16 protein-coding genes are annotated in these 17,476 nt (G+C 59.8%); 10 read left to right on the top strand and 6 right to left on the bottom strand.

What is annotated here, in order from left to right:
* The first annotated feature begins 6 nt into the window (after positions 1–6).
* From BK659_RS03015 to BK659_RS03005, 3 genes are all read left to right on the top strand, one after another.
* Entirely contained in the window at positions 7–1,563 is a 1,557-nt protein-coding gene (locus tag BK659_RS03015; protein WP_123423649.1) for a bifunctional aminoglycoside phosphotransferase/ATP-binding protein, read from the top strand.
* Between the two features lie 94 nt (positions 1,564–1,657).
* A complete protein-coding gene (locus BK659_RS03010) occupies positions 1,658–2,002 on the top strand; it encodes a pentapeptide repeat-containing protein (RefSeq protein ID WP_123423648.1) in 345 nt (114 codons plus the stop codon).
* Between the two features lie 224 nt (positions 2,003–2,226).
* Positions 2,227–2,499: a TfoX/Sxy family protein gene (locus BK659_RS03005; protein WP_123423647.1), complete on the top strand. Its 273-nt coding sequence runs from the start codon at positions 2,227–2,229 to the stop codon at positions 2,497–2,499.
* Positions 2,500–2,752: 253 nt separating this feature from the next.
* On the opposite strand, the gene BK659_RS03000 is transcribed toward BK659_RS03005, so the two are convergent.
* Genes BK659_RS03000 through BK659_RS02985 form a run of 4 tightly spaced genes read right to left on the bottom strand, consistent with a single transcriptional unit; the run spans position 2,753 to position 6,302 of the window.
* Positions 2,753–3,604, bottom strand: a complete 852-nt coding sequence (locus tag BK659_RS03000; RefSeq protein WP_123423646.1) for a ChaN family lipoprotein — start codon at positions 3,602–3,604, stop codon at positions 2,753–2,755.
* 9 nt (positions 3,605–3,613) lie between these two features.
* Positions 3,614–4,381 (bottom strand): heme ABC transporter ATP-binding protein, encoded by a 768-nt coding sequence (locus BK659_RS02995; RefSeq protein WP_123423645.1) that lies wholly within the window; start codon positions 4,379–4,381, stop codon positions 3,614–3,616.
* Positions 4,381–5,418 (bottom strand): FecCD family ABC transporter permease, encoded by a 1,038-nt coding sequence (locus BK659_RS02990; protein WP_123423644.1) that lies wholly within the window; start codon positions 5,416–5,418, stop codon positions 4,381–4,383. The genes BK659_RS02995 and BK659_RS02990 overlap by 1 nt, the downstream gene beginning before the upstream one ends.
* Positions 5,415–6,302, bottom strand: a complete 888-nt coding sequence (locus BK659_RS02985; RefSeq protein ID WP_123423643.1) for a heme/hemin ABC transporter substrate-binding protein — start codon at positions 6,300–6,302, stop codon at positions 5,415–5,417. Before BK659_RS02985 ends, BK659_RS02990 begins: the two co-directional genes overlap by 4 nt.
* A 186-nt stretch (positions 6,303–6,488) precedes the next feature.
* Between BK659_RS02985 and BK659_RS02980 the strand changes: the two genes are divergently transcribed.
* The gene (locus BK659_RS02980; protein WP_123423642.1) at positions 6,489–6,806 is read left to right on the top strand and encodes a Rieske (2Fe-2S) protein; all 318 of its coding nucleotides are present in this window, start codon (positions 6,489–6,491) and stop codon (positions 6,804–6,806) included.
* Here the strand turns inward: BK659_RS02980 and sfsA are convergent.
* Both sfsA and BK659_RS02970 read right to left on the bottom strand, forming a co-directional pair.
* The gene (gene sfsA, locus BK659_RS02975) at positions 6,803–7,516 is read right to left on the bottom strand and encodes a DNA/RNA nuclease SfsA (RefSeq protein WP_123423641.1); all 714 of its coding nucleotides are present in this window, start codon (positions 7,514–7,516) and stop codon (positions 6,803–6,805) included. The two genes, BK659_RS02980 and sfsA, sit on opposite strands and share 4 nt — an antisense overlap.
* Positions 7,516–8,688, bottom strand: a complete 1,173-nt coding sequence (locus tag BK659_RS02970; protein WP_123423640.1) for a pyridoxal phosphate-dependent aminotransferase — start codon at positions 8,686–8,688, stop codon at positions 7,516–7,518. Before BK659_RS02970 ends, sfsA begins: the two co-directional genes overlap by 1 nt.
* A gap of 331 nt (positions 8,689–9,019) precedes the next feature.
* Between BK659_RS02970 and dksA the strand changes: the two genes are divergently transcribed.
* From dksA to BK659_RS02935, 6 genes are all read left to right on the top strand, one after another.
* Positions 9,020–9,463 (top strand): RNA polymerase-binding protein DksA, encoded by a 444-nt coding sequence (gene dksA, locus BK659_RS02965; protein WP_123423639.1) that lies wholly within the window; start codon positions 9,020–9,022, stop codon positions 9,461–9,463.
* A gap of 210 nt (positions 9,464–9,673) precedes the next feature.
* On the top strand, positions 9,674–10,570 hold the full coding sequence (gene gluQRS, locus BK659_RS02955) for a tRNA glutamyl-Q(34) synthetase GluQRS (protein WP_123423638.1): 897 nt from the start codon (positions 9,674–9,676) through the stop codon (positions 10,568–10,570).
* 77 nt (positions 10,571–10,647) lie between these two features.
* The gene (locus tag BK659_RS02950) at positions 10,648–10,824 is read left to right on the top strand and encodes a hypothetical protein (RefSeq protein ID WP_003176118.1); all 177 of its coding nucleotides are present in this window, start codon (positions 10,648–10,650) and stop codon (positions 10,822–10,824) included.
* On the top strand, positions 10,808–13,762 hold the full coding sequence (locus tag BK659_RS02945; protein ID WP_185015277.1) for a sensor histidine kinase: 2,955 nt from the start codon (positions 10,808–10,810) through the stop codon (positions 13,760–13,762). Before BK659_RS02950 ends, BK659_RS02945 begins: the two co-directional genes overlap by 17 nt.
* A gap of 22 nt (positions 13,763–13,784) precedes the next feature.
* Positions 13,785–15,221, top strand: a complete 1,437-nt coding sequence (locus tag BK659_RS02940; RefSeq protein ID WP_123423636.1) for a sigma-54-dependent transcriptional regulator — start codon at positions 13,785–13,787, stop codon at positions 15,219–15,221.
* Between the two features lie 850 nt (positions 15,222–16,071).
* Positions 16,072–17,475, top strand: coding sequence for a polynucleotide adenylyltransferase PcnB (locus tag BK659_RS02935; protein ID WP_123423635.1), 1,404 nt, complete (start codon positions 16,072–16,074; stop codon positions 17,473–17,475).
* Position 17,476: the final 1 nt, after the last annotated feature.

The following is a 17,476-nucleotide window of genomic DNA, read 5'->3' as shown; positions in this document are numbered from 1 at the left end:
TCACCTGTGAGCCAATCCTTGATCGCTGCCCTGCAAAACCCGGCCCTCTACCCTCATCCTGTAGAGGGCTTCCAGGTCATCGAGACGCACATCTCATGGGTGCTGCTCACGGGCCCTTACGCTTATAAAGTGAAGAAGCCGGTCAATTTCGGTTTCCTCGACTTCACAAGCATTGAGTCGCGCGAACATTTCTGCGGCGAAGAACTGCGCCTGAACCAGCGCCTGACCAACGATTTGTATCTTGAAGTGTTGCCGATCACCGGCAGCGTTGAAGCACCGCAATTCGGTGGTACAGGCCCGGTGCTCGATTACGCGCTGAAAATGCGCCAGTTCCCACAAAGCCAGTTGCTCAGTACCCTGCAAGCCAATGGTGAACTGACGACCACGCACATCGATGAGATGGCCAAGCAGATAGCTCAGTTCCACCTCAGCGCACCGAAGGTTCCGGCAGCTCACGAAGCCGGCACACCTGAAAGCGTCATGGCGCCTGTGCGGCAGAACTTCGAACAAATCCGCCCGTTTCTCAGTGAAAAGGCCGACCTATTGCAACTCGACGCCCTACAAGCCTGGGCCGAGAGTAGCTTCGAACGCCTGAAACCGCTGCTGGACCAACGCAAGGCCGAAGGTTTCATCCGCGAATGTCACGGTGACATCCATTTGGGCAACGCCACTGTGATCGACGGCAAGGTGGTGATTTTCGACTGCATCGAATTCAACGAACCGTTCCGCTTCACCGACGTCTATGCCGACACCGGCTTCCTGGCGATGGACCTCGAAGACCGTGGCCTGAAAAGCCTGGCACGCCGCTTCATGAGCCAGTACCTGGAGTTGACCGGCGATTATCAGGGCCTTGAGCTGCTGAACTTCTATAAAGCCTACCGCGCACTGGTTCGCGCCAAGGTCAGCCTGTTCAGCATGCCCGCCGAAGCCGATCCGGTGCAGCGCGCCACTACTCTGCGCCAGTACCGCAACTACGCCAACCTGGCGGAAAGCTACAGCACCATTCCATCGCGCTTCCTGGCAATCACCCACGGCGTTTCCGCCGTCGGCAAAAGCCACGTCGCCATGCGCCTGGTAGAAGCACTGGGCGCGATTCGCCTGCGTTCCGATGTCGAGCGCAAGCGTCTGTTCGGCGAGCAGCACGTGCCAAACGACCCGCAAGCCGGTATCTACAGCACCGACGCCAGCGCCGCCACCTACACCCGCCTGCATGAAATCGCTGACGTGATTCTGCGCGCCGGTTTCCCGGTGGTCATCGACGCGACTTACCTCAAGCGTGAACAACGCGATAGCGCGGCAAAAATCGCCGAAGCGACGGGTGCGCCGTTCCTGATCCTTGATTGCAATGCACCACAAGCGGTGATCGAGAGCTGGCTGGCGCAGCGTCAGGCAGACAAAAACGATCCGTCTGACGCCAACCTGGCTGTTATCGCCGCTCAACAAGCCAATCGCGAGCCGCTGACACCGACAGAGATTCTCTGCAGCAAACGCGTTCAGACCAATGAAAGCGGAACCCTCGACACAGTGGTCGCGCAGATCCGTCAGCGTCTGCCGGGGCTGTAAGAAACTATTTCAGGCGTGAAGCTCTAACCGGCTTCACGCCTGCAAAATAGTGGCACTATACTGGCGTCATAAAACCAACAGGTGATGACATCCTATGAGCCAGCCAAAACTTCTCGACACCCCGCTATATGCCTTGCTGCACAAAGACGACATCACCGGCTTCAATCGCGAAAGGCCCAAGTCCGGACCTATCGATATGGTGGGCGGCGATTTCCGTGGCCTCGACCTGCGCGAGCTGAACGCCGAAGGTATCGACTTCAGCGACGCCTACTTCCGCTCTGCCGACCTGCGTGGTATCGATTTTCGTAATGCCTCTCTGGAAGGTGCGAGTCTGGCCCACGCGCAAATCTCCGGTGCTTACTTCCCGCCTGAGCTGAGCGCTGACGAAATTCTCATGTCGATGAATTTCGGTACTCGCCTGCGCTACCGCACCCGCTAACACCTGCCGTCACCTGAAGTCCGGCGCCCCCGCTCCGCGCCGGACTGCATGCCTTGCCTGCGAAGTCCTTTCCTACTGCCCTCGTCGTACTTTGCAGAACTATCTGGCAGACCGCCTTAGAAGCTTTTGCGTTCAAACCGACCAAACAACCACGCTTTTCCTACTGACCGCTACACTCCTTTGAGGCTCGCCCACGCACTCTTCGGCTGTCGCAAGGAGGCTTGATGAATGATGAACTGCAACACCTGAAAAACCTTGGCAAGACGTCGGCGCAATGGCTGCATGCCGTGGGCATCCACAGCGCCTCGGACTTGCGCCGCCTGGGGGCGGTGGATGCTTATCGGGCGGTGCGCACTCGCGGGTTTCGCGCATCGAAGGTGTTGTTGTACGCGATTGAGGGGGCGCTGATGGACGTGCACTGGAACGACATCCCCGCCGAACGCAAGGACGCACTCAATAAACAGCTCGAAGCCATATCCTCACGTCACAAGGTCTAAAGCCCAGCATTTACGGGCAATCCAAACAAGTGTTTGGCAAAAGAGAAAAGAATTCAGAAAACATCGATTGACTTAGAAATGAGAATCGTTATGATTATCACAACTGGTCGCGAGATCAGCTGATCTTCTGAAAGACCATTGGTTCGGACTCTCAGATTATCTCCTCATCAGGCTAATCACGGTTATTTGACCCGGCTCTTGCCGGGTCTTTTTTTGCTTGTCGAAAAGTGCTTCCTGGGTACTCCCAAACCGCCTACTGACGCATTTGCGCACAATAGTCCTGCGCGGGCCGGGCGGCCGTGTACCAGACGTAATCAGCCGAATTCGACGAGACCTCAGCCCCCTTCTCCGCCAGCACCACCACCACGGGCGCCGAATGCTTGCCAAGATCCTGCACATGGACCGGCACGCCAATGTCCAGACGCGCGTGATAAGCACCGGCAAACAGCAACGCTGGCGCAGGCGCTGCCAGCAGTCGTTCGGCCATCTGCCGATCGCGTTGTTGCTGAACCGCCAGCATGGCCGGCATCCGGCTTTCGGGTAACAACCCGCAATGGGACTCGCGGATTTGCGCCAGCAGCTCATTCTTGACCGCTGGCGCATTCGACCGGGCTCCACTCACGGCCGGCGCTTGTTTATAAATGCGCCGAACCTCAGTCGAGTCCAGATTCGCCGCCAATAACGGATAAGGCTGAGCCAGGGCATACCGCACAATCGGCCCATACAGATTCCAGTCCCAACCTGATTGCCAGGCCAACGCCGCCGGCAAATCGGCAGGCCAGCGAGCGGCGTTCAAAGCATGGACGTCGTCGACACGCCCCTGCTGATCCGGCGTCAGCATTTCCAGCAACACGCTGCCTTGAGCTCGGCGCTGGGCCAGTGCCTGCAATAACCACAGTTGCGCATGATGGTGATCGGGATTGTCATGCTGCTCGCCAACGATCAGTCGTGGCGCACCGGCCAACCGTTCGACCAGTGCTTGCGCACTCAGACGCTGACCGCTGTGCAGATCGCGAATAACGCCAGCCGGTTGATCCATGGCACTGGGTGTCATGTTTTGACAGGCGCCCAGCAACAGCAGCGCCAGAATCACTATCCCACGCATGAGGTCACCTCAACGGGCAATGATCAGCGGATGCCCGCGCTCCGGGTGCGGCTGCACCAACACATCCAGTCCGAACACGGCTTTCAGCGGTTCCGGCCGCAGCACCTGCTGCGGTGTGTCCAGCGCATGCGGACGGCCACCGTCGAGCAGCAGAATACGATCACAATAACGCGCCGCCAGATTCAGATCATGCAGAATCACCAGTACCGCTGCCCCGCGATCGGCGAATTCACGAATCGCCTGCAAGGTGGTGTGCTGATGCAGCGGGTCGAGCATCGACGTCGGCTCGTCGAGCAGCAAGGTTTGCCCGGCCTCCCCCGGCCATAGCTGCGCCAGTACCCGCGCCAGGTGCACACGCTGGCGCTCACCGCCAGACAGGGCCAGATAGCTGCGACCACTCAAATGCCCGACATCGGCGGCCTGCAAGGCGGCAGCGACAATTTCGTCATCGCGCACCCGGCCTGTTTGATGAGGCAAACGCCCCATGCCGACCACTTCCTCGACGCGGAAGGCAAAGTCCAGGGTCGAGGTCTGCGGCAATACTGCCAAGCGTTGCGCTCGTTGTGCGCCATCCCACTGGCTCAGTTCGCGCTGATCGAGCCAGACTCGACCATGATCAGGCCGTAACTCGCCACACAACGCGCCGAGCAAGGTGCTTTTGCCCGCGCCGTTGGGGCCCAGTACACCAAGGACTTCACCCGGTTGAAGCTCAAGATCGATATCCGCCAGGACGATTTTTTTGCCACGGCAGATCTGCAGATTTTCTACTCGCAGCATCAGGCGCGACCTCGCAACAGCAAATACAGAAAGAACGGTGCGCCAATAAATGCAGTGACGATGCCAATCGGCAATTCAGCCGGGGCCAGCGCCAACCGCGCCACCAGATCGGCAAACAGCAACAGGCTGGCACCCGCCAGGACCGAAGCCGGCAACAGCACACGATGATCGGGACCGGCCAGCAATCGCACCAGATGCGGCACCACCAACCCGACAAAACCGATCATCCCCGCCGCCGCAACAGCGGCACCGACGCCCAACGCGGTGCAGAACACCAGTTCGCGCTTGAGCCCTTCGACATTGATCCCCAAATGGCTGGCCTCGGACTCGCCGAGCAATAGTGCATTCAGCGCCTTGGCCCGGCGCGGCAACCACAGCGCTACCGCCGCGCTCACCAGCAGCAATGGCCAGAGTCGCGCATAGCTGGCGCCATTGAGGCTGCCCAGGTTCCAGAAAGTCAGCGTACGCAAGGTCGCGTCGTCCGCCAGATAGGTGAACAAGCCCACCGCCGAACTGGCCAGCGCCGTCAGAGCGATGCCCGCCAACAACATGGTCGCGACGTTGGTCTGGCCATTCCGCCGGCCGAGGCGGTAAACCAGTGCCGTCACCCCGAGTCCGCCAAGGAATGCACACAGCGATAACAGATACGGGCCGATCGCCTCAGGCAAACCACCAAACATCGAGCCGCCAACAATTGCAATTGCCGCGCCCAGCGCAGCGCCACTGGAGACACCAACCAACCCCGGATCCGCCAGTGGGTTGCGGAACAACCCCTGCATCGCCACGCCCGACAACGCCAGCACCCCGCCCACCGCCAGTCCGAGCAAGGTACGCGGCAAACGAATCTGCCCGAGAATCAGTTCAGCCTGCTCCAACCCTTCAGCAGGAACCGGCAGACCGATCAGACGCATCGCGGCGCGCAAGGTATCGAGCAGCGGCAAGCTGACCGGGCCCAGGGCCAATGACAGCCAGATCGCCAGTAAACACAGCAGACTCAGACCGATGAATAAAGAACGTGGTTTAACCAGAGTCGTCATGGGGCGGTGTTTGCCTTGGCTGATTCTGCGGGATAGAACCCGGCAGACAGTTCCACCAGGCTCGCAGGCAAGCGCGGCCCCAAGCCACCAACCAACAGCGTCGGGTCCAGCTCGAACACCCGCCCGGCCTTGGCCGCCGGAGTCGACGCGAGAATCGGGTTTTCCTTGAACAACGCGGCACGCGCGGCGTCACCGGTCAGCGCCCGGTCGGCAAACACCAACACCTCTGGCGTCAGGCCAGCCAGGGACTCAACAGAAAAAGGTTTGTAACCGGTATGGGTCGCGAGGTTATGCCCACCCGCCTGTTGCAACAGCCAATCAGCTGCGGTGTCCTTGCCGGCGATCAGCGGTTTGCCGCCAGCGTGTCCGAGCAGTAACAACACACCCGGCGCCTTCTGTTTGGCCTGGGCCTGGCTGACCCAGTCTTTTCGCTGTTCAAGTTGCTGTTGATAACTGTGAAACAGCGTTGTGGCCTGCGGCTCGCTGCCAAGCAACTTGCCCAGGTGCTGCAAGTTGCCTTGCAAGGTTGGCAGGTCTGCCTGTGCAGAGAACAGCTCAACCTGCACCCCGGCACTGCGGATCTGCGACAACACCGGCGGCGGACCCATTTCTTCGGTGCCGATAAGAATCTGCGGGCGCAAACTCAGAATGCCCTCCGCCGACAATTGCCGTTGATAACCGATACTCGGCAAGGCCTTGAGTGATTCGGGATGTTGACTGGTGGTATCGACACCCACCAGTTTCGACTCGCCGCCCAACGCACTCACCCACTCCGACAAAGCCCCGCCGGCACTGACCCAGCGTTGCGGCAATTCGGTCGCTGCGGCCCCATGGTTGACCAAAAGTCCGACACAGAGCGCAATAGCACTGGTACTCAGGCGCATAACAGGGTTTCCTTTGAGGAGTTTTCCCGCAAAATCGAGGCGTTTTCAGCAACGCTTTCAGCACGGGCGAAGCGCCTATTTGATAATTGTTAGCATTTGCACGTCAAGCACAGACACATTTGCTAACCAGTGAACGCGCGCTGCATAACCGCCAGAGGCCAGAGCCTTCGGCACTTGAGGATAGTCATGAAGTTTCTTTGCACCAGCGCCGAGCTGATCGATGCCAGCAGCCGTGGTTTCGAGATCGACGGTCAAAAGCTGTTTGCCGTGCGCCGTGAAGGTCAGGTCTACGTGTACGAAAATCGCTGCCCGCATCGCGGCGTCGGCCTGGAATGGCACCCCGACCAGTTTCTCGACCCCAGTGCCAGCCTGATCCAGTGCGCCACCCATGGCGCGTTGTTTCTGATTGAAAGCGGTGAATGCGTAGCCGGCCCCTGCGCCGGGCAATCTCTCAGCGCCCTGGCATGCCATGAAGACAGCCAGGGAATCTGGATAAACCCTTAAGCGCCGAGCAACACCTCCAGCCGACGGTCGACGCGCACCTCGTGCGCGGTCAGGCTCACGCCATACGCCAACACCTCAACCCCGGCCGCTTTCGCCTCACGCAACGCGGCTGCGTAACCCGGATCGATCTCCTCGGCCGGGCGCACCGCGTCGATCCCCGTCAGATTGACGCAGTACAACTGCACCGCACGGATACCGTCCCGCGCCAGGCACGCCAGCTCGCGCAAATGCTTGGCGCCGCGCAGAGTCACCGCGTCCGGAAACGCCGCGACTGCCGATCCGTCGAAACCCAGCGTGACGCTTTTGACCTCGACGAAGGCCGGGCCGCTCGGGTAGTCGAGACGAAAATCGATGCGGCTGTTTTCCTGGCCATACGGCACTTCACGCTTGAGCCCGGTAAAGCCATTGAGCTCGGTGATCAAACCGTCGCGTAGCGCCTCTTCAATCAAGGTATTGGCCCGCGCAGTATTCACGCAGGCCAACCGCCCTTGCGGAGTTTCGCTGATTTCCCAGGTACCGGGCAGCTTGCGTTTCGGGTCATTGGAGCGACTGAACCAGACCTGCCCGCCTTCGACCATGCAATTGAACATCGACCCGGTGTTGGGACAGTGAATGGTCAGCAACTCGCCGCCAACGGTTTCGATATCGGCGAGAAAACGCTTGTAACGACGAATCAGCCGACCTTCTTCGAGAGGAGGATTGAACTGCATCAGCCTTGCCAGCTCCGCAAGCCACGGGCAATCCGCACCACCGCTTCCTGCAAGCGCGGCAGGCTTTGGGTATAGGCGAACCGCACGTGATGACCCGCCTGATACCGGCCAAAATCCAGGCCTGGGGTGAAGGCTACGTGTTCGGTTTCCAGGAAGTGCCGGCAGAAAGTAAACGCATCACCGCCAAAGGCACTGATGTCCGCATACAGATAGAAGGCGCCTTCTGGCTCTACGGCGATTCCAAACCCCAGTTCACGCAGAGCTGGCAGCAGGAAGTCACGCCTGCGCCCGAACTCGGCCCGGCGCTCTTCGAGAATGCTCAGGGTATCCGGCTCGAAGCAGGCCAGCGCTGCGTGCTGAGCCATGCTCGGCGCGCTGATGTAAAGGTTCTGCGCGAGTTTTTCCAACTCGCCGACCGCAGCCTCCGGGGCGACCAGCCAACCAAGGCGCCAGCCGGTCATGCCGAAATACTTGGAGAAACTGTTCAGCACAAAAGCGCTGTCATCGACTTCCAGCACACTGGCGGCGTCGGTGCCGTAAGTCAGACCGTGATAGATCTCATCCACCACCAGATGGCCGTGACGCTGTTTGATGGCTGCTGACAACCCGGCCAGTTCATCGCGGGTCAGGATGGTCCCGGTCGGGTTGGCCGGTGAAGCGACCAATGCACCGACGCTGTCGTGGTCCCAGTAGCGCTCGACCAGTTCCGGTGTCAGCTGATAACGCACGTCCGGGCCGACCGGCACCAGCTGCGCCGCGCCTTCCACCAACCGCAGGAAATGCCGGTTGCACGGGTAACCCGGGTCGGCCAGCAGCCAGTGTTTACCCGGATCGACCAGCAAGGCGCTGGCCAACAGTAACGCGCCAGAACCGCCCGGCGTGATCAGGATGCGTTGCGGGTCGATGTTCAACCCGTAACGTTGCTGATAGAAGCCCGAAATGGCTTCACGCAGCTCTGGAATGCCGCGAGCGGCGGTGTAACGGGTTTTCCCCGCCGTCAGCGCAGCCTGACCGGCCTTGATGATCGGCTCGGCAGTGGTGAAGTCCGGTTCGCCGATTTCCAGGTGAATCACGTCGTGTCCGGCCGCCTGCAACTCATTGGCGCGCGCCAGCAATGCCATGACATGGAAAGGTTCGATAGCGCGGCTGCGCGCACTGTAGGGCTGAGCCATTAGCCTTCCTTCAACGGGGAAAAGAATTGATTCTACCCAAGCGCAGGAACGAGCGAGAACCTAAAGCGGTCATAACCGGAAGTTCACCCGTAAAAGAGCTGATACATAAGGCTCAGGATTGACTAAAATCAATATCTGATCAGGTCTCCAGACCCACCAGACAAGGCTTTGCAAACTTTTGCAAGCCTTGCGGGGCGCAGCCTCGACATCCGGGAGTAGCGCGCTCCGATTTGATCTGGTAAGTTCGCCCGCTTGCAGCCGCAGGGCCGGCAGGTGTCGGTGATGGAGCAATCCTGCGCAATGGATTACAAGAGTAGAGGCGGTCCATTTCATGCCCACCCAAGCAAAGCAACAGCAGAACCAGTCGATCAGCGGCTTCGAACCCTACAAAGAAGTGAAGGGCGAGGAGTACATGGGCCAGCCCATGCGCGCGCACTTCACCAAGATCCTGAACAAGTGGAAACAGGACTTGATGCAGGAAGTCGACCGTACTGTTGATCACATGAAAGACGAAGCGGCCAACTTCCCCGACCCGGCCGACCGTGCCAGTCAGGAAGAAGAATTCAGCCTCGAACTGCGTGCCCGCGACCGCGAGCGCAAGCTGATCAAGAAAATCGACAAGACCCTGCAACTGATCGAAGACGAAGAATACGGCTGGTGCGAGTCCTGCGGTGTCGAGATCGGCGTCAAACGCCTGGAAGCCCGCCCTACCGCCGACATGTGCGTCGACTGCAAGACCCTTGCAGAAATCAAGGAAAAGCAAGTCGGCAAGTAAGCGTCGATTTGAACGGCATCGACCTGAACAAAAAACGGAGCGTGCGAACGCTCCGTTTTTGTTTCTGTGGGAGCGACGGTGCGACGATTCGACCTGCTCGCGATGGCGGCATTACATTCAACATTAATACTGACTGATCTATTGCTATCGCGAGCAGGCTCGCTCCCACAAGGTGGCTGACGCAAGCCCAGACCAAGTAACATTGTCCTCATGACTGCCATTAAATCCCCCGCCTACATCGGACGCTTCGCTCCCACCCCCAGCGGGCACCTGCACTTCGGTTCGCTGGTCGCGGCATTGGCCTCGTACCTTGACGCCCGTTCGGTCGGCGGCCGCTGGCTGTTGCGCATGGAAGACCTCGACCCGCCTCGGGAGGAACCTGGCGCCCAGGCGGCGATCCTCAAGGCACTGGAAAGCTACGGTTTCGAATGGGACGGCGAAATGGTCCGCCAGAGCGACCGTCACGACGCCTATGCGCAGGTGTTGAATCAACTGTTCAACCACGGCCTGGCCTACGCCTGTACCTGCTCGCGCAAACAACTGGCGCCCTATCACGGGATATATCCAGGCCTGTGCCGCAACGCCGGTCACGCCAGCGAAAACGCGGCGATCCGCTTGCGCGTCCCGGAGTTGGAATATCACTTCACCGACCGCGTGCAGGGCGAGTACCGCCAACATCTGGGCCGTGAGGTCGGCGACTTCGTGATTCGCCGCCGCGACGGGCTCTACGCTTATCAACTGGCGGTAGTGCTCGACGACGCCTGGCAAGGCATTACCGATATTGTCCGCGGTGCCGACCTGCTCGATTCCACCCCGCGCCAGTTGTACCTGCAAGAACTGCTCGGCCTGCCGCAACCGCGCTATCTGCACCTGCCACTGATTACCCAACCGAACGGCCACAAGCTCGGCAAGTCCTACCGCTCACCGCCGTTGACCGAAGACCAGGCAACGCCGTTGTTGCTGCGTGCCCTGCGCGCACTGGGACAAAACCCCGGCTGCGAACTCGACGACGCCAGCCCCGGAGAAGTACTGAACTGGGGTATCGGACACTGGGATGCGACACTGATCCCGCGCACACTGACACTGCCCGAAGCGCAATTACGCTGACTAAGCTTGCAGGTTGGCGCCCATCCGTTACCATCGCCGCACGTTTTCGGGCACGCACACAATAAAGAGAGGCCGGGATGTACATCTATCGCTTGGTCCTGCTTCTGGTAGTGGGGATCTATCTGTTCTCCCCAGCCATCATGGACTGGTGGATCGACGCCACTGGCGCCTGGTATCGCCCGTATCTGCTGTGGCTGATTCTGATCGTCGTGACCTTCATCCTGCAGAGCCAAAAAGATGCCGATGAGCTTTAGCCTGACCCAGATGATCCTGATCAGCGCCGCCTACCTGGCAGTGCTGTTCGGTGTTGCCTGGATCAGCGAACGCGGAATGATCCCGCGAGCGATCATTCGCCACCCGCTGACCTACACGTTGTCATTGGGTGTCTATGCCAGCGCCTGGGCGTTCTACGGCACGGTCGGCCTGGCCTATCAATACGGTTACGGCTTTTTGTCCAGCTACCTCGGAGTCTCCGGGGCGTTCCTGCTGGCACCCGTGCTGCTGTACCCAATCCTGAAGATCACGCGTACGTATCAGCTTTCTTCTCTGGCCGACCTGTTCGCGTTCCGTTTTCGCAGCACCTGGGCCGGCGCACTGACCACGATTTTCATGCTGATCGGCGTACTGCCGTTGCTGGCGCTGCAGATTCAGGCGGTGGCCGACTCGATCGGCATCCTCACCCGTGAGCCGGTGCAGCATCGGGTCGCCCTGAGCTTCTGCGCACTGATCACCCTGTTCACGATTTTCTTCGGCTCGCGGCATATCGCGACCCGCGAGAAACACGAAGGCCTGGTGTTCGCGATTGCCTTTGAGTCAGTGATCAAGTTGATCGCCATTGGTGGCGTCGGCCTCTACGCTTTGTACGGCGTGTTCGATGGCCCACAACAGCTGGAAGTCTGGTTACTGCAAAACCAGACCGCCCTCGCCGCCCTGCACACGCCACTGCAAGAAGGTCCATGGCGCACGCTGCTGCTGGTGTTCTTCGCCTCGGCAATCGTGATGCCGCACATGTACCACATGACCTTCACTGAAAACCTCAACCCGCGCTCGCTGGTGAGTGCGAGCTGGGGCTTGCCGCTGTTCCTGCTGCTGATGAGCCTGGCCGTGCCGCTGATTCTCTGGGCAGGCCTGAAACTGGGTGCCACCACCAACCCGGAATACTTCACCCTCGGCGTCGGCATCGCCGCCAACAGCAAGGCCCTGGCACTGTTGGCCTATGTCGGCGGTTTGTCGGCCGCCAGCGGATTGATCATCGTCACCACGCTGGCGCTGTCCGGCATGGCCCTGAACCACCTGGTGCTGCCGCTCTATCAGCCACCTGCCGAAGGCAACATCTACCGCTGGCTGAAATGGACCCGCCGCGCCTTGATCGTCGCGATCATCATGGCCGGCTATGGTTTCTACCTGCTGCTGGGCGCCGAGCAGGACCTGGCCAACCTGGGCATTGTCGCCTTCGTCGCGACCTTGCAGTTCCTTCCCGGCGTGTTGTCCGTTCTGTATTGGCCGACCGCCAACCGTCGCGGCTTCATCGCCGGTTTGCTCGCGGGGATTCTGGTCTGGCTGGTGACCATGCTGTTGCCGCTGGTAGGCAATCTGCAGGGCTTCTATATTCCGCTGCTGAACATGATCTACGTGCTCGACGACACCAGTTGGCATATGGCGGCAATTGCGTCCCTGGCGGCCAACGTGCTGATGTTCACGCTGATCTCGTTGTTCACCAACGCCAGCACCGAAGAAGCCAGTGCCGCCGAAGCCTGCGCCGTAGACAATGTACGTCGCCCGCAACGCCGCGAACTGCACGCCGCGTCCCCCCAGGAATTCGCCACCCAACTGGCCAAACCACTGGGCGCCAAAGCTGCGCAAAAAGAAGTCGAACAGGCCCTGCGTGACCTCTATCTGCCATTCGATGAGCGTCGCCCATACGCCTTGCGCCGCCTGCGTGACCGAATCGAAGCCAACCTCTCCGGCCTGATGGGCCCGAGCGTCGCGCAAGACATGGTCGAAACCTTCCTGCCGTACAAGGCCGGCGGCGAAAACTACGTCACCGAAGACATTCACTTCATCGAAAGCCGTCTCGAGGACTATCACTCGCGACTCACCGGCCTTGCCGCCGAACTCGATGCCCTGCGCCGTTATCACCGCCAGACCTTGCAAGAATTGCCAATGGGCGTTTGTTCGCTGGCCAAGGATCAGGAAATCCTCATGTGGAACAAAGCCATGGAAGAGCTGACCGGAATCGCCGCACAGCGCGTGGTCGGCTCACGACTGGGCACTCTGGGCGATCCGTGGAAAGAGCTGCTGCAAGGCTTCATCAACCTGCCGGACGAGCATTTGCACAAGCAGCACCTGGCCCTGGACGGCCAGACGCGCTGGCTGAACCTGCACAAAGCCGCGATCGACGAACCGCTGGCGCCCGGTAACAGCGGTTTGGTATTGCTGGTCGAAGACCTGACTGAAACCCAGATGCTCGAAGACAAACTGGTGCACTCGGAGCGCCTGGCGAGCATCGGTCGGCTGGCGGCCGGCGTGGCCCATGAAATCGGCAACCCGATCACCGGCATTGCCTGTCTTGCGCAAAACCTGCGCGAAGAGCGCGAAGAAGACAGCGAACTGACCGAAATCAGCGGGCAAATCCTCGAACAGACCAAGCGCGTGTCACGCATCGTCCAGTCGCTGATGAGCTTTGCCCACGCCGGAAGTCACCAGCACAATGACGAACCGGTCTGCCTGGCCGAAGTGGCTCAGGACGCCATTGGTCTGCTGGCGCTGAACCGCCGCAACTTCGAAGTGCAGTTCTTTAACCTGTGCGACCCCGAACATTGGGTCGATGGCGACCCGCAGCGGCTCGCCCAGGTGCTGATCAACCTGCTGTCCAACGCCCGCGATGCGTCGCCGGCCGGCAGTGCGGTACGGGTAAAAAGTGAAGCCAACGAACACACGATCGATCTGATCGTGGAAGACGAGGGCAGCGGTATCCCATCGAGCATCATGGACCGATTGTTCGAACCCTTCTTCACCACCAAGGATCCTGGCGAAGGCACCGGTCTGGGCCTTGCACTGGTCTATTCCATCGTTGAAGAGCATTATGGACAAATCACCATCGACAGCCCGGCTGACACACAAAGCCAACGCGGCACCCGTATCCGGGTGACCTTACCGCGTCATGTCGAAGCGACGTCCGCTGTGAACTGAGACCGTCGAGAGTATCGAATCAATGCCGCACATTTTGATCGTCGAAGACGAAACAATTATCCGCTCCGCCTTGCGCCGCCTGCTGGAACGTAACCAGTACCAGGTCAGCGAAGCCGGTTCAGTGCAGGAAGCACAAGAACGCTTCAGCATTCCCACGTTCGACCTGATTGTCAGTGACCTGCGCCTGCCTGGCGCACCGGGCACCGAACTGATCAAGCTGGGCCAGGGCACGCCGGTGCTGATCATGACCAGCTACGCCAGCCTGCGCTCGGCGGTCGACTCGATGAAGATGGGCGCGGTGGACTACATCGCCAAGCCTTTCGACCACGACGAAATGCTCCAGGCCGTCGCGCGCATCCTGCGCGATCGGCAATCGGCGCAAAGCTCCGCGGGTGAACCTGCGGCCGGCAAGGCAGCCAACGGCTCGGCGAAGTCCGCTGTCGATAACAGCAATGGCGAAATCGGCATCATCGGCTCCTGTCCACCGATGCAGGACCTGTACGGCAAAATCCGTAAAGTGGCCCCAACCGATTCCAATGTGCTGATTCAGGGCGAGTCCGGCACCGGTAAAGAGCTGGTGGCCCGTGCCCTGCACAACCTGTCCAAGCGCGCCAAGGCACCGATGATTTCGGTGAACTGCGCAGCCATCCCGGAAAGCCTGATCGAGTCCGAACTGTTCGGCCACGAGAAAGGCGCGTTTACCGGCGCCAGCGCCGGTCGCGCGGGGCTGGTTGAAGCCGCTGACGGCGGCACCTTGTTCCTCGATGAGATCGGCGAGCTGCCACTTGAAGCCCAGGCGCGCTTGTTGCGCGTATTGCAGGAAGGCGAAATCCGCCGCGTAGGCTCGGTGCAATCGCAGAAGGTCGACGTACGTCTGATCGCCGCGACCCACCGTGACCTGAAAAGCCTGGCCAAGATCGGCCAGTTCCGTGAAGACCTGTATTACCGTCTCCACGTGATCGCCCTGAAACTGCCGGCCCTGCGCGAACGTGGCGCAGACGTCAACGAAATCGCCAATGCGTTCCTCGCCCGCCAAAGTGCCCGGGTGAATCGCACTGACCTGAAATTCGCTCAGGACGCCGAACAGGCGATTCGTCATTACTCCTGGCCGGGTAACGTGCGCGAACTGGAAAACGCCGTCGAGCGCGCCGTCATCCTCTGTGAGAGCCCGGAGATTTCTGCCGAATTGCTGGGTATCGATATCGAGCTCGGTGACCTGGAAGATGACGAGTTCATCGGCCTGGCACCGCAACAGGGCAGTGCCGGTAACACCAGCCACGAACCCACCGAAGACCTGTCACTGGAAGACTACTTCCAGCACTTCGTCCTCGAACACCAGGACCACATGACCGAAACCGAGCTGGCTCGCAAACTCGGGGTCAGCCGCAAATGCCTGTGGGAGCGCCGCCAGCGCCTGGGCATCCCGCGGCGCAAGACCGGTGTAGCCAGCGAGAGCTGAACGTCACCTGTCGAATGTGCGAGTAACACATGACATTGTGAAAAAACTGTTACCGAAGCTTGCTTCTCGTAACAGAAGCCGGGGCTTACGGTAACGAAGCCCCGGTTTTTTTTGGCCCTGAAAAAGGCGACTCAGGCACCTAACCCCTTGTTTTACTGGGCCTCACAAAAGTTGGCACGGCACCTGCTATATGTTTGGTACAAGAACAATAACAAGCAATGCACAAGACAATAAAAATAAGACGAATCGACTCACGCACAATAAAAACAAGACGGCGAGAGGCGTAGCTAACTGATTCTTTTGGAGAGGCGTTGTATTTGGGGCTTGCCCCGCAACCAGGCCGAGAACAACAAAAACTGCCCTAAGGCAGAGCCTGAACTGGTTGGATCACTGGATCATTGCAACACAGCGACCAAAGCAATCCGTTTGCTCTTGACTCCCGATTGGGAGAGTCATGAAGGAAAACTTCATGACAAGGGCGCTACACAAAAACAAGAAGCCCGAAACCAATAATAAAAATAGAGCACGCAACTACTTCTTGGGGAGCTTCGGCTCCCCTTGTGGTTTCTGGCGTTTGTAGCAGCTGTCGAGCTACGCGAGGCAGCGTTCGGCGGCGAAGCCGTCGTAAATGCATACACCCCACACTGCCTGACAGACCGCAATCTCAGTTTCTACGACGGCTTCGCCGCCGAACGCAGCCTCGCAAGCTCGACAGCTGCTACAGCTGCTACAGCTGCTACAGAGACCTTACGCAGCTTCCTACACCATCCCCCGACTAAATGCTAGAATCCCCGCCCATCATGCGGTCATTCTTCGTTTTGGCCGAACATTCCTTCAAACAGTGCATCCCATGCTGAAGAAGCTGTTCCAGTCATTCCGTTCTCCCTTGCGTCGTACGCAACACATTCGCAGCACGCCTGAAGTGCTCAACAGCGGCCAACACTCGCTGCAACGGGCTCAGTTCAGCCGTTATGCAGTGAACATCGTCGAACGCCTGCAGAACGCCGGCTACCAGGCTTACCTGGTCGGTGGCTGTGTGCGCGACATGCTGCTCAACATCACACCCAAGGATTTCGACGTCGCCACCAGCGCCACGCCGGAACAGGTTCGCGCCGAGTTTCGCAATGCGCGGATCATCGGGCGCCGATTCAAACTGGTGCACATCCATTTTGGTCGCGAAATCATTGAAGTCGCGACCTTCCGCGCCAATCACCCGCAAAACGACGAAGAGGAAGACAGCAACCAGTCCTCGCGTAACGAAAGCGGGCGGATTCTGCGCGACAACGTTTACGGCACCCTGGAAGAAGACGCGCAACGCCGCGACTTCACCATCAACGCCCTGTATTACGATCCGGTCAGCGAGCGCATCCTCGACTACGCCAACGGCGTACACGACATCCGCAATCGCCTGATCCGTCTGATCGGCGACCCGACTCAGCGCTACCAGGAAGACCCGGTGCGGATGCTGCGCGCGGTGCGTTTCGCCGCCAAGCTGGACTTCGGCATCGAGAAGCACTCGGCAGCGCCCATCCGCGGCCTGGCGCCAATGCTGCGCGAGATCCCGTCGGCACGGCTGTTCGAAGAAGTGTTGAAGCTGTTCCTCTCGGGTCATGCCGCGGACACCTTCGAAATGCTGGTCGACCTGCAATTGTTCGATCCACTGTTCCCGGCCAGCGCCGAAGCACTGGAACACAACCCGACCTACACCCACACCTTGATCAGCGAAGCGCTGATCAACACCGACCTGCGGATCAAGCAGAACAAGCCGGTGACGCCAGCGTTCCTGTTCGCTGCCCTGCTCTGGCCTGCCCTGCCGGCCCGCGTACTGCGTTTGCAGGACCGTGGCATGCCGCCGATTCCGGCCATGCAGGAAGCGGCTCACGAACTGATCAGTGAGCAGTGCCAGCGGATCGCGATTCCGAAACGCTTCACCATGCCGATCCGCGAGATCTGGGACATGCAGGAACGCCTGCCACGTCGCAGCGGTAAACGTGCCGACATGCTGCTGGACAATCCGCGTTTCCGTGCCGGTTACGACTTTCTGCTGCTGCGTGAAAGCGCCGGCGAACAGACCAACGGTCTGGGCGAGTGGTGGACCGATTATCAGGACGCCAATGAAAGCGAACGCCGCGACATGATCCGCGACCTCAGCGGCAAGGACGACGGTGCCAGCGGTGCGCCACGCAAGCGTCGCCGCAGCGGTGGCGCCAAGCGCAAACGTGCCGCTGGTGCACCGAGTGTGTCAGGCGAGTAAG

Origin of the sequence: Pseudomonas brassicacearum (assembly GCF_003732225.1) — a bacterium.
GTDB lineage: Bacteria > Pseudomonadota > Gammaproteobacteria > Pseudomonadales > Pseudomonadaceae > Aquipseudomonas > Aquipseudomonas brassicacearum_E.
The sequence above is the reverse complement of the archived record's forward strand: the minus strand, read 5'-3'. Positions and strand labels throughout refer to the sequence as shown.

What these genes read in the sequence shown, in the direction of transcription:
- BK659_RS02985 (WP_123423643.1), bottom strand. Translation starts at nt 6,302, where the DNA reads ATGCGCCTGAGTACCAGTGCTATTGCGCTCTGTGTCGGACTTTTGGTC.
- BK659_RS02950 (WP_003176118.1), top strand. Translation starts at nt 10,648, where the DNA reads ATGTACATCTATCGCTTGGTCCTGCTTCTGGTAGTGGGGATCTATCTG.
- sfsA (WP_123423641.1), bottom strand. Translation starts at nt 7,516, where the DNA reads ATGCAGTTCAATCCTCCTCTCGAAGAAGGTCGGCTGATTCGTCGTTAC.
- BK659_RS02980 (WP_123423642.1), top strand. Translation starts at nt 6,489, where the DNA reads ATGAAGTTTCTTTGCACCAGCGCCGAGCTGATCGATGCCAGCAGCCGT.
- BK659_RS02945 (WP_185015277.1), top strand. Translation starts at nt 10,808, where the DNA reads ATGCCGATGAGCTTTAGCCTGACCCAGATGATCCTGATCAGCGCCGCC.
- BK659_RS03005 (WP_123423647.1), top strand. Translation starts at nt 2,227, where the DNA reads ATGAATGATGAACTGCAACACCTGAAAAACCTTGGCAAGACGTCGGCG.
- dksA (WP_123423639.1), top strand. Translation starts at nt 9,020, where the DNA reads ATGCCCACCCAAGCAAAGCAACAGCAGAACCAGTCGATCAGCGGCTTC.
- BK659_RS02990 (WP_123423644.1), bottom strand. Translation starts at nt 5,418, where the DNA reads ATGACGACTCTGGTTAAACCACGTTCTTTATTCATCGGTCTGAGTCTG.
- BK659_RS03010 (WP_123423648.1), top strand. Translation starts at nt 1,658, where the DNA reads ATGAGCCAGCCAAAACTTCTCGACACCCCGCTATATGCCTTGCTGCAC.
- gluQRS (WP_123423638.1), top strand. Translation starts at nt 9,674, where the DNA reads ATGACTGCCATTAAATCCCCCGCCTACATCGGACGCTTCGCTCCCACC.
- BK659_RS03000 (WP_123423646.1), bottom strand. Translation starts at nt 3,604, where the DNA reads ATGCGTGGGATAGTGATTCTGGCGCTGCTGTTGCTGGGCGCCTGTCAA.
- BK659_RS02940 (WP_123423636.1), top strand. Translation starts at nt 13,785, where the DNA reads ATGCCGCACATTTTGATCGTCGAAGACGAAACAATTATCCGCTCCGCC.
- BK659_RS02935 (WP_123423635.1), top strand. Translation starts at nt 16,072, where the DNA reads ATGCTGAAGAAGCTGTTCCAGTCATTCCGTTCTCCCTTGCGTCGTACG.
- BK659_RS02995 (WP_123423645.1), bottom strand. Translation starts at nt 4,381, where the DNA reads ATGCTGCGAGTAGAAAATCTGCAGATCTGCCGTGGCAAAAAAATCGTC.
- BK659_RS02970 (WP_123423640.1), bottom strand. Translation starts at nt 8,688, where the DNA reads ATGGCTCAGCCCTACAGTGCGCGCAGCCGCGCTATCGAACCTTTCCAT.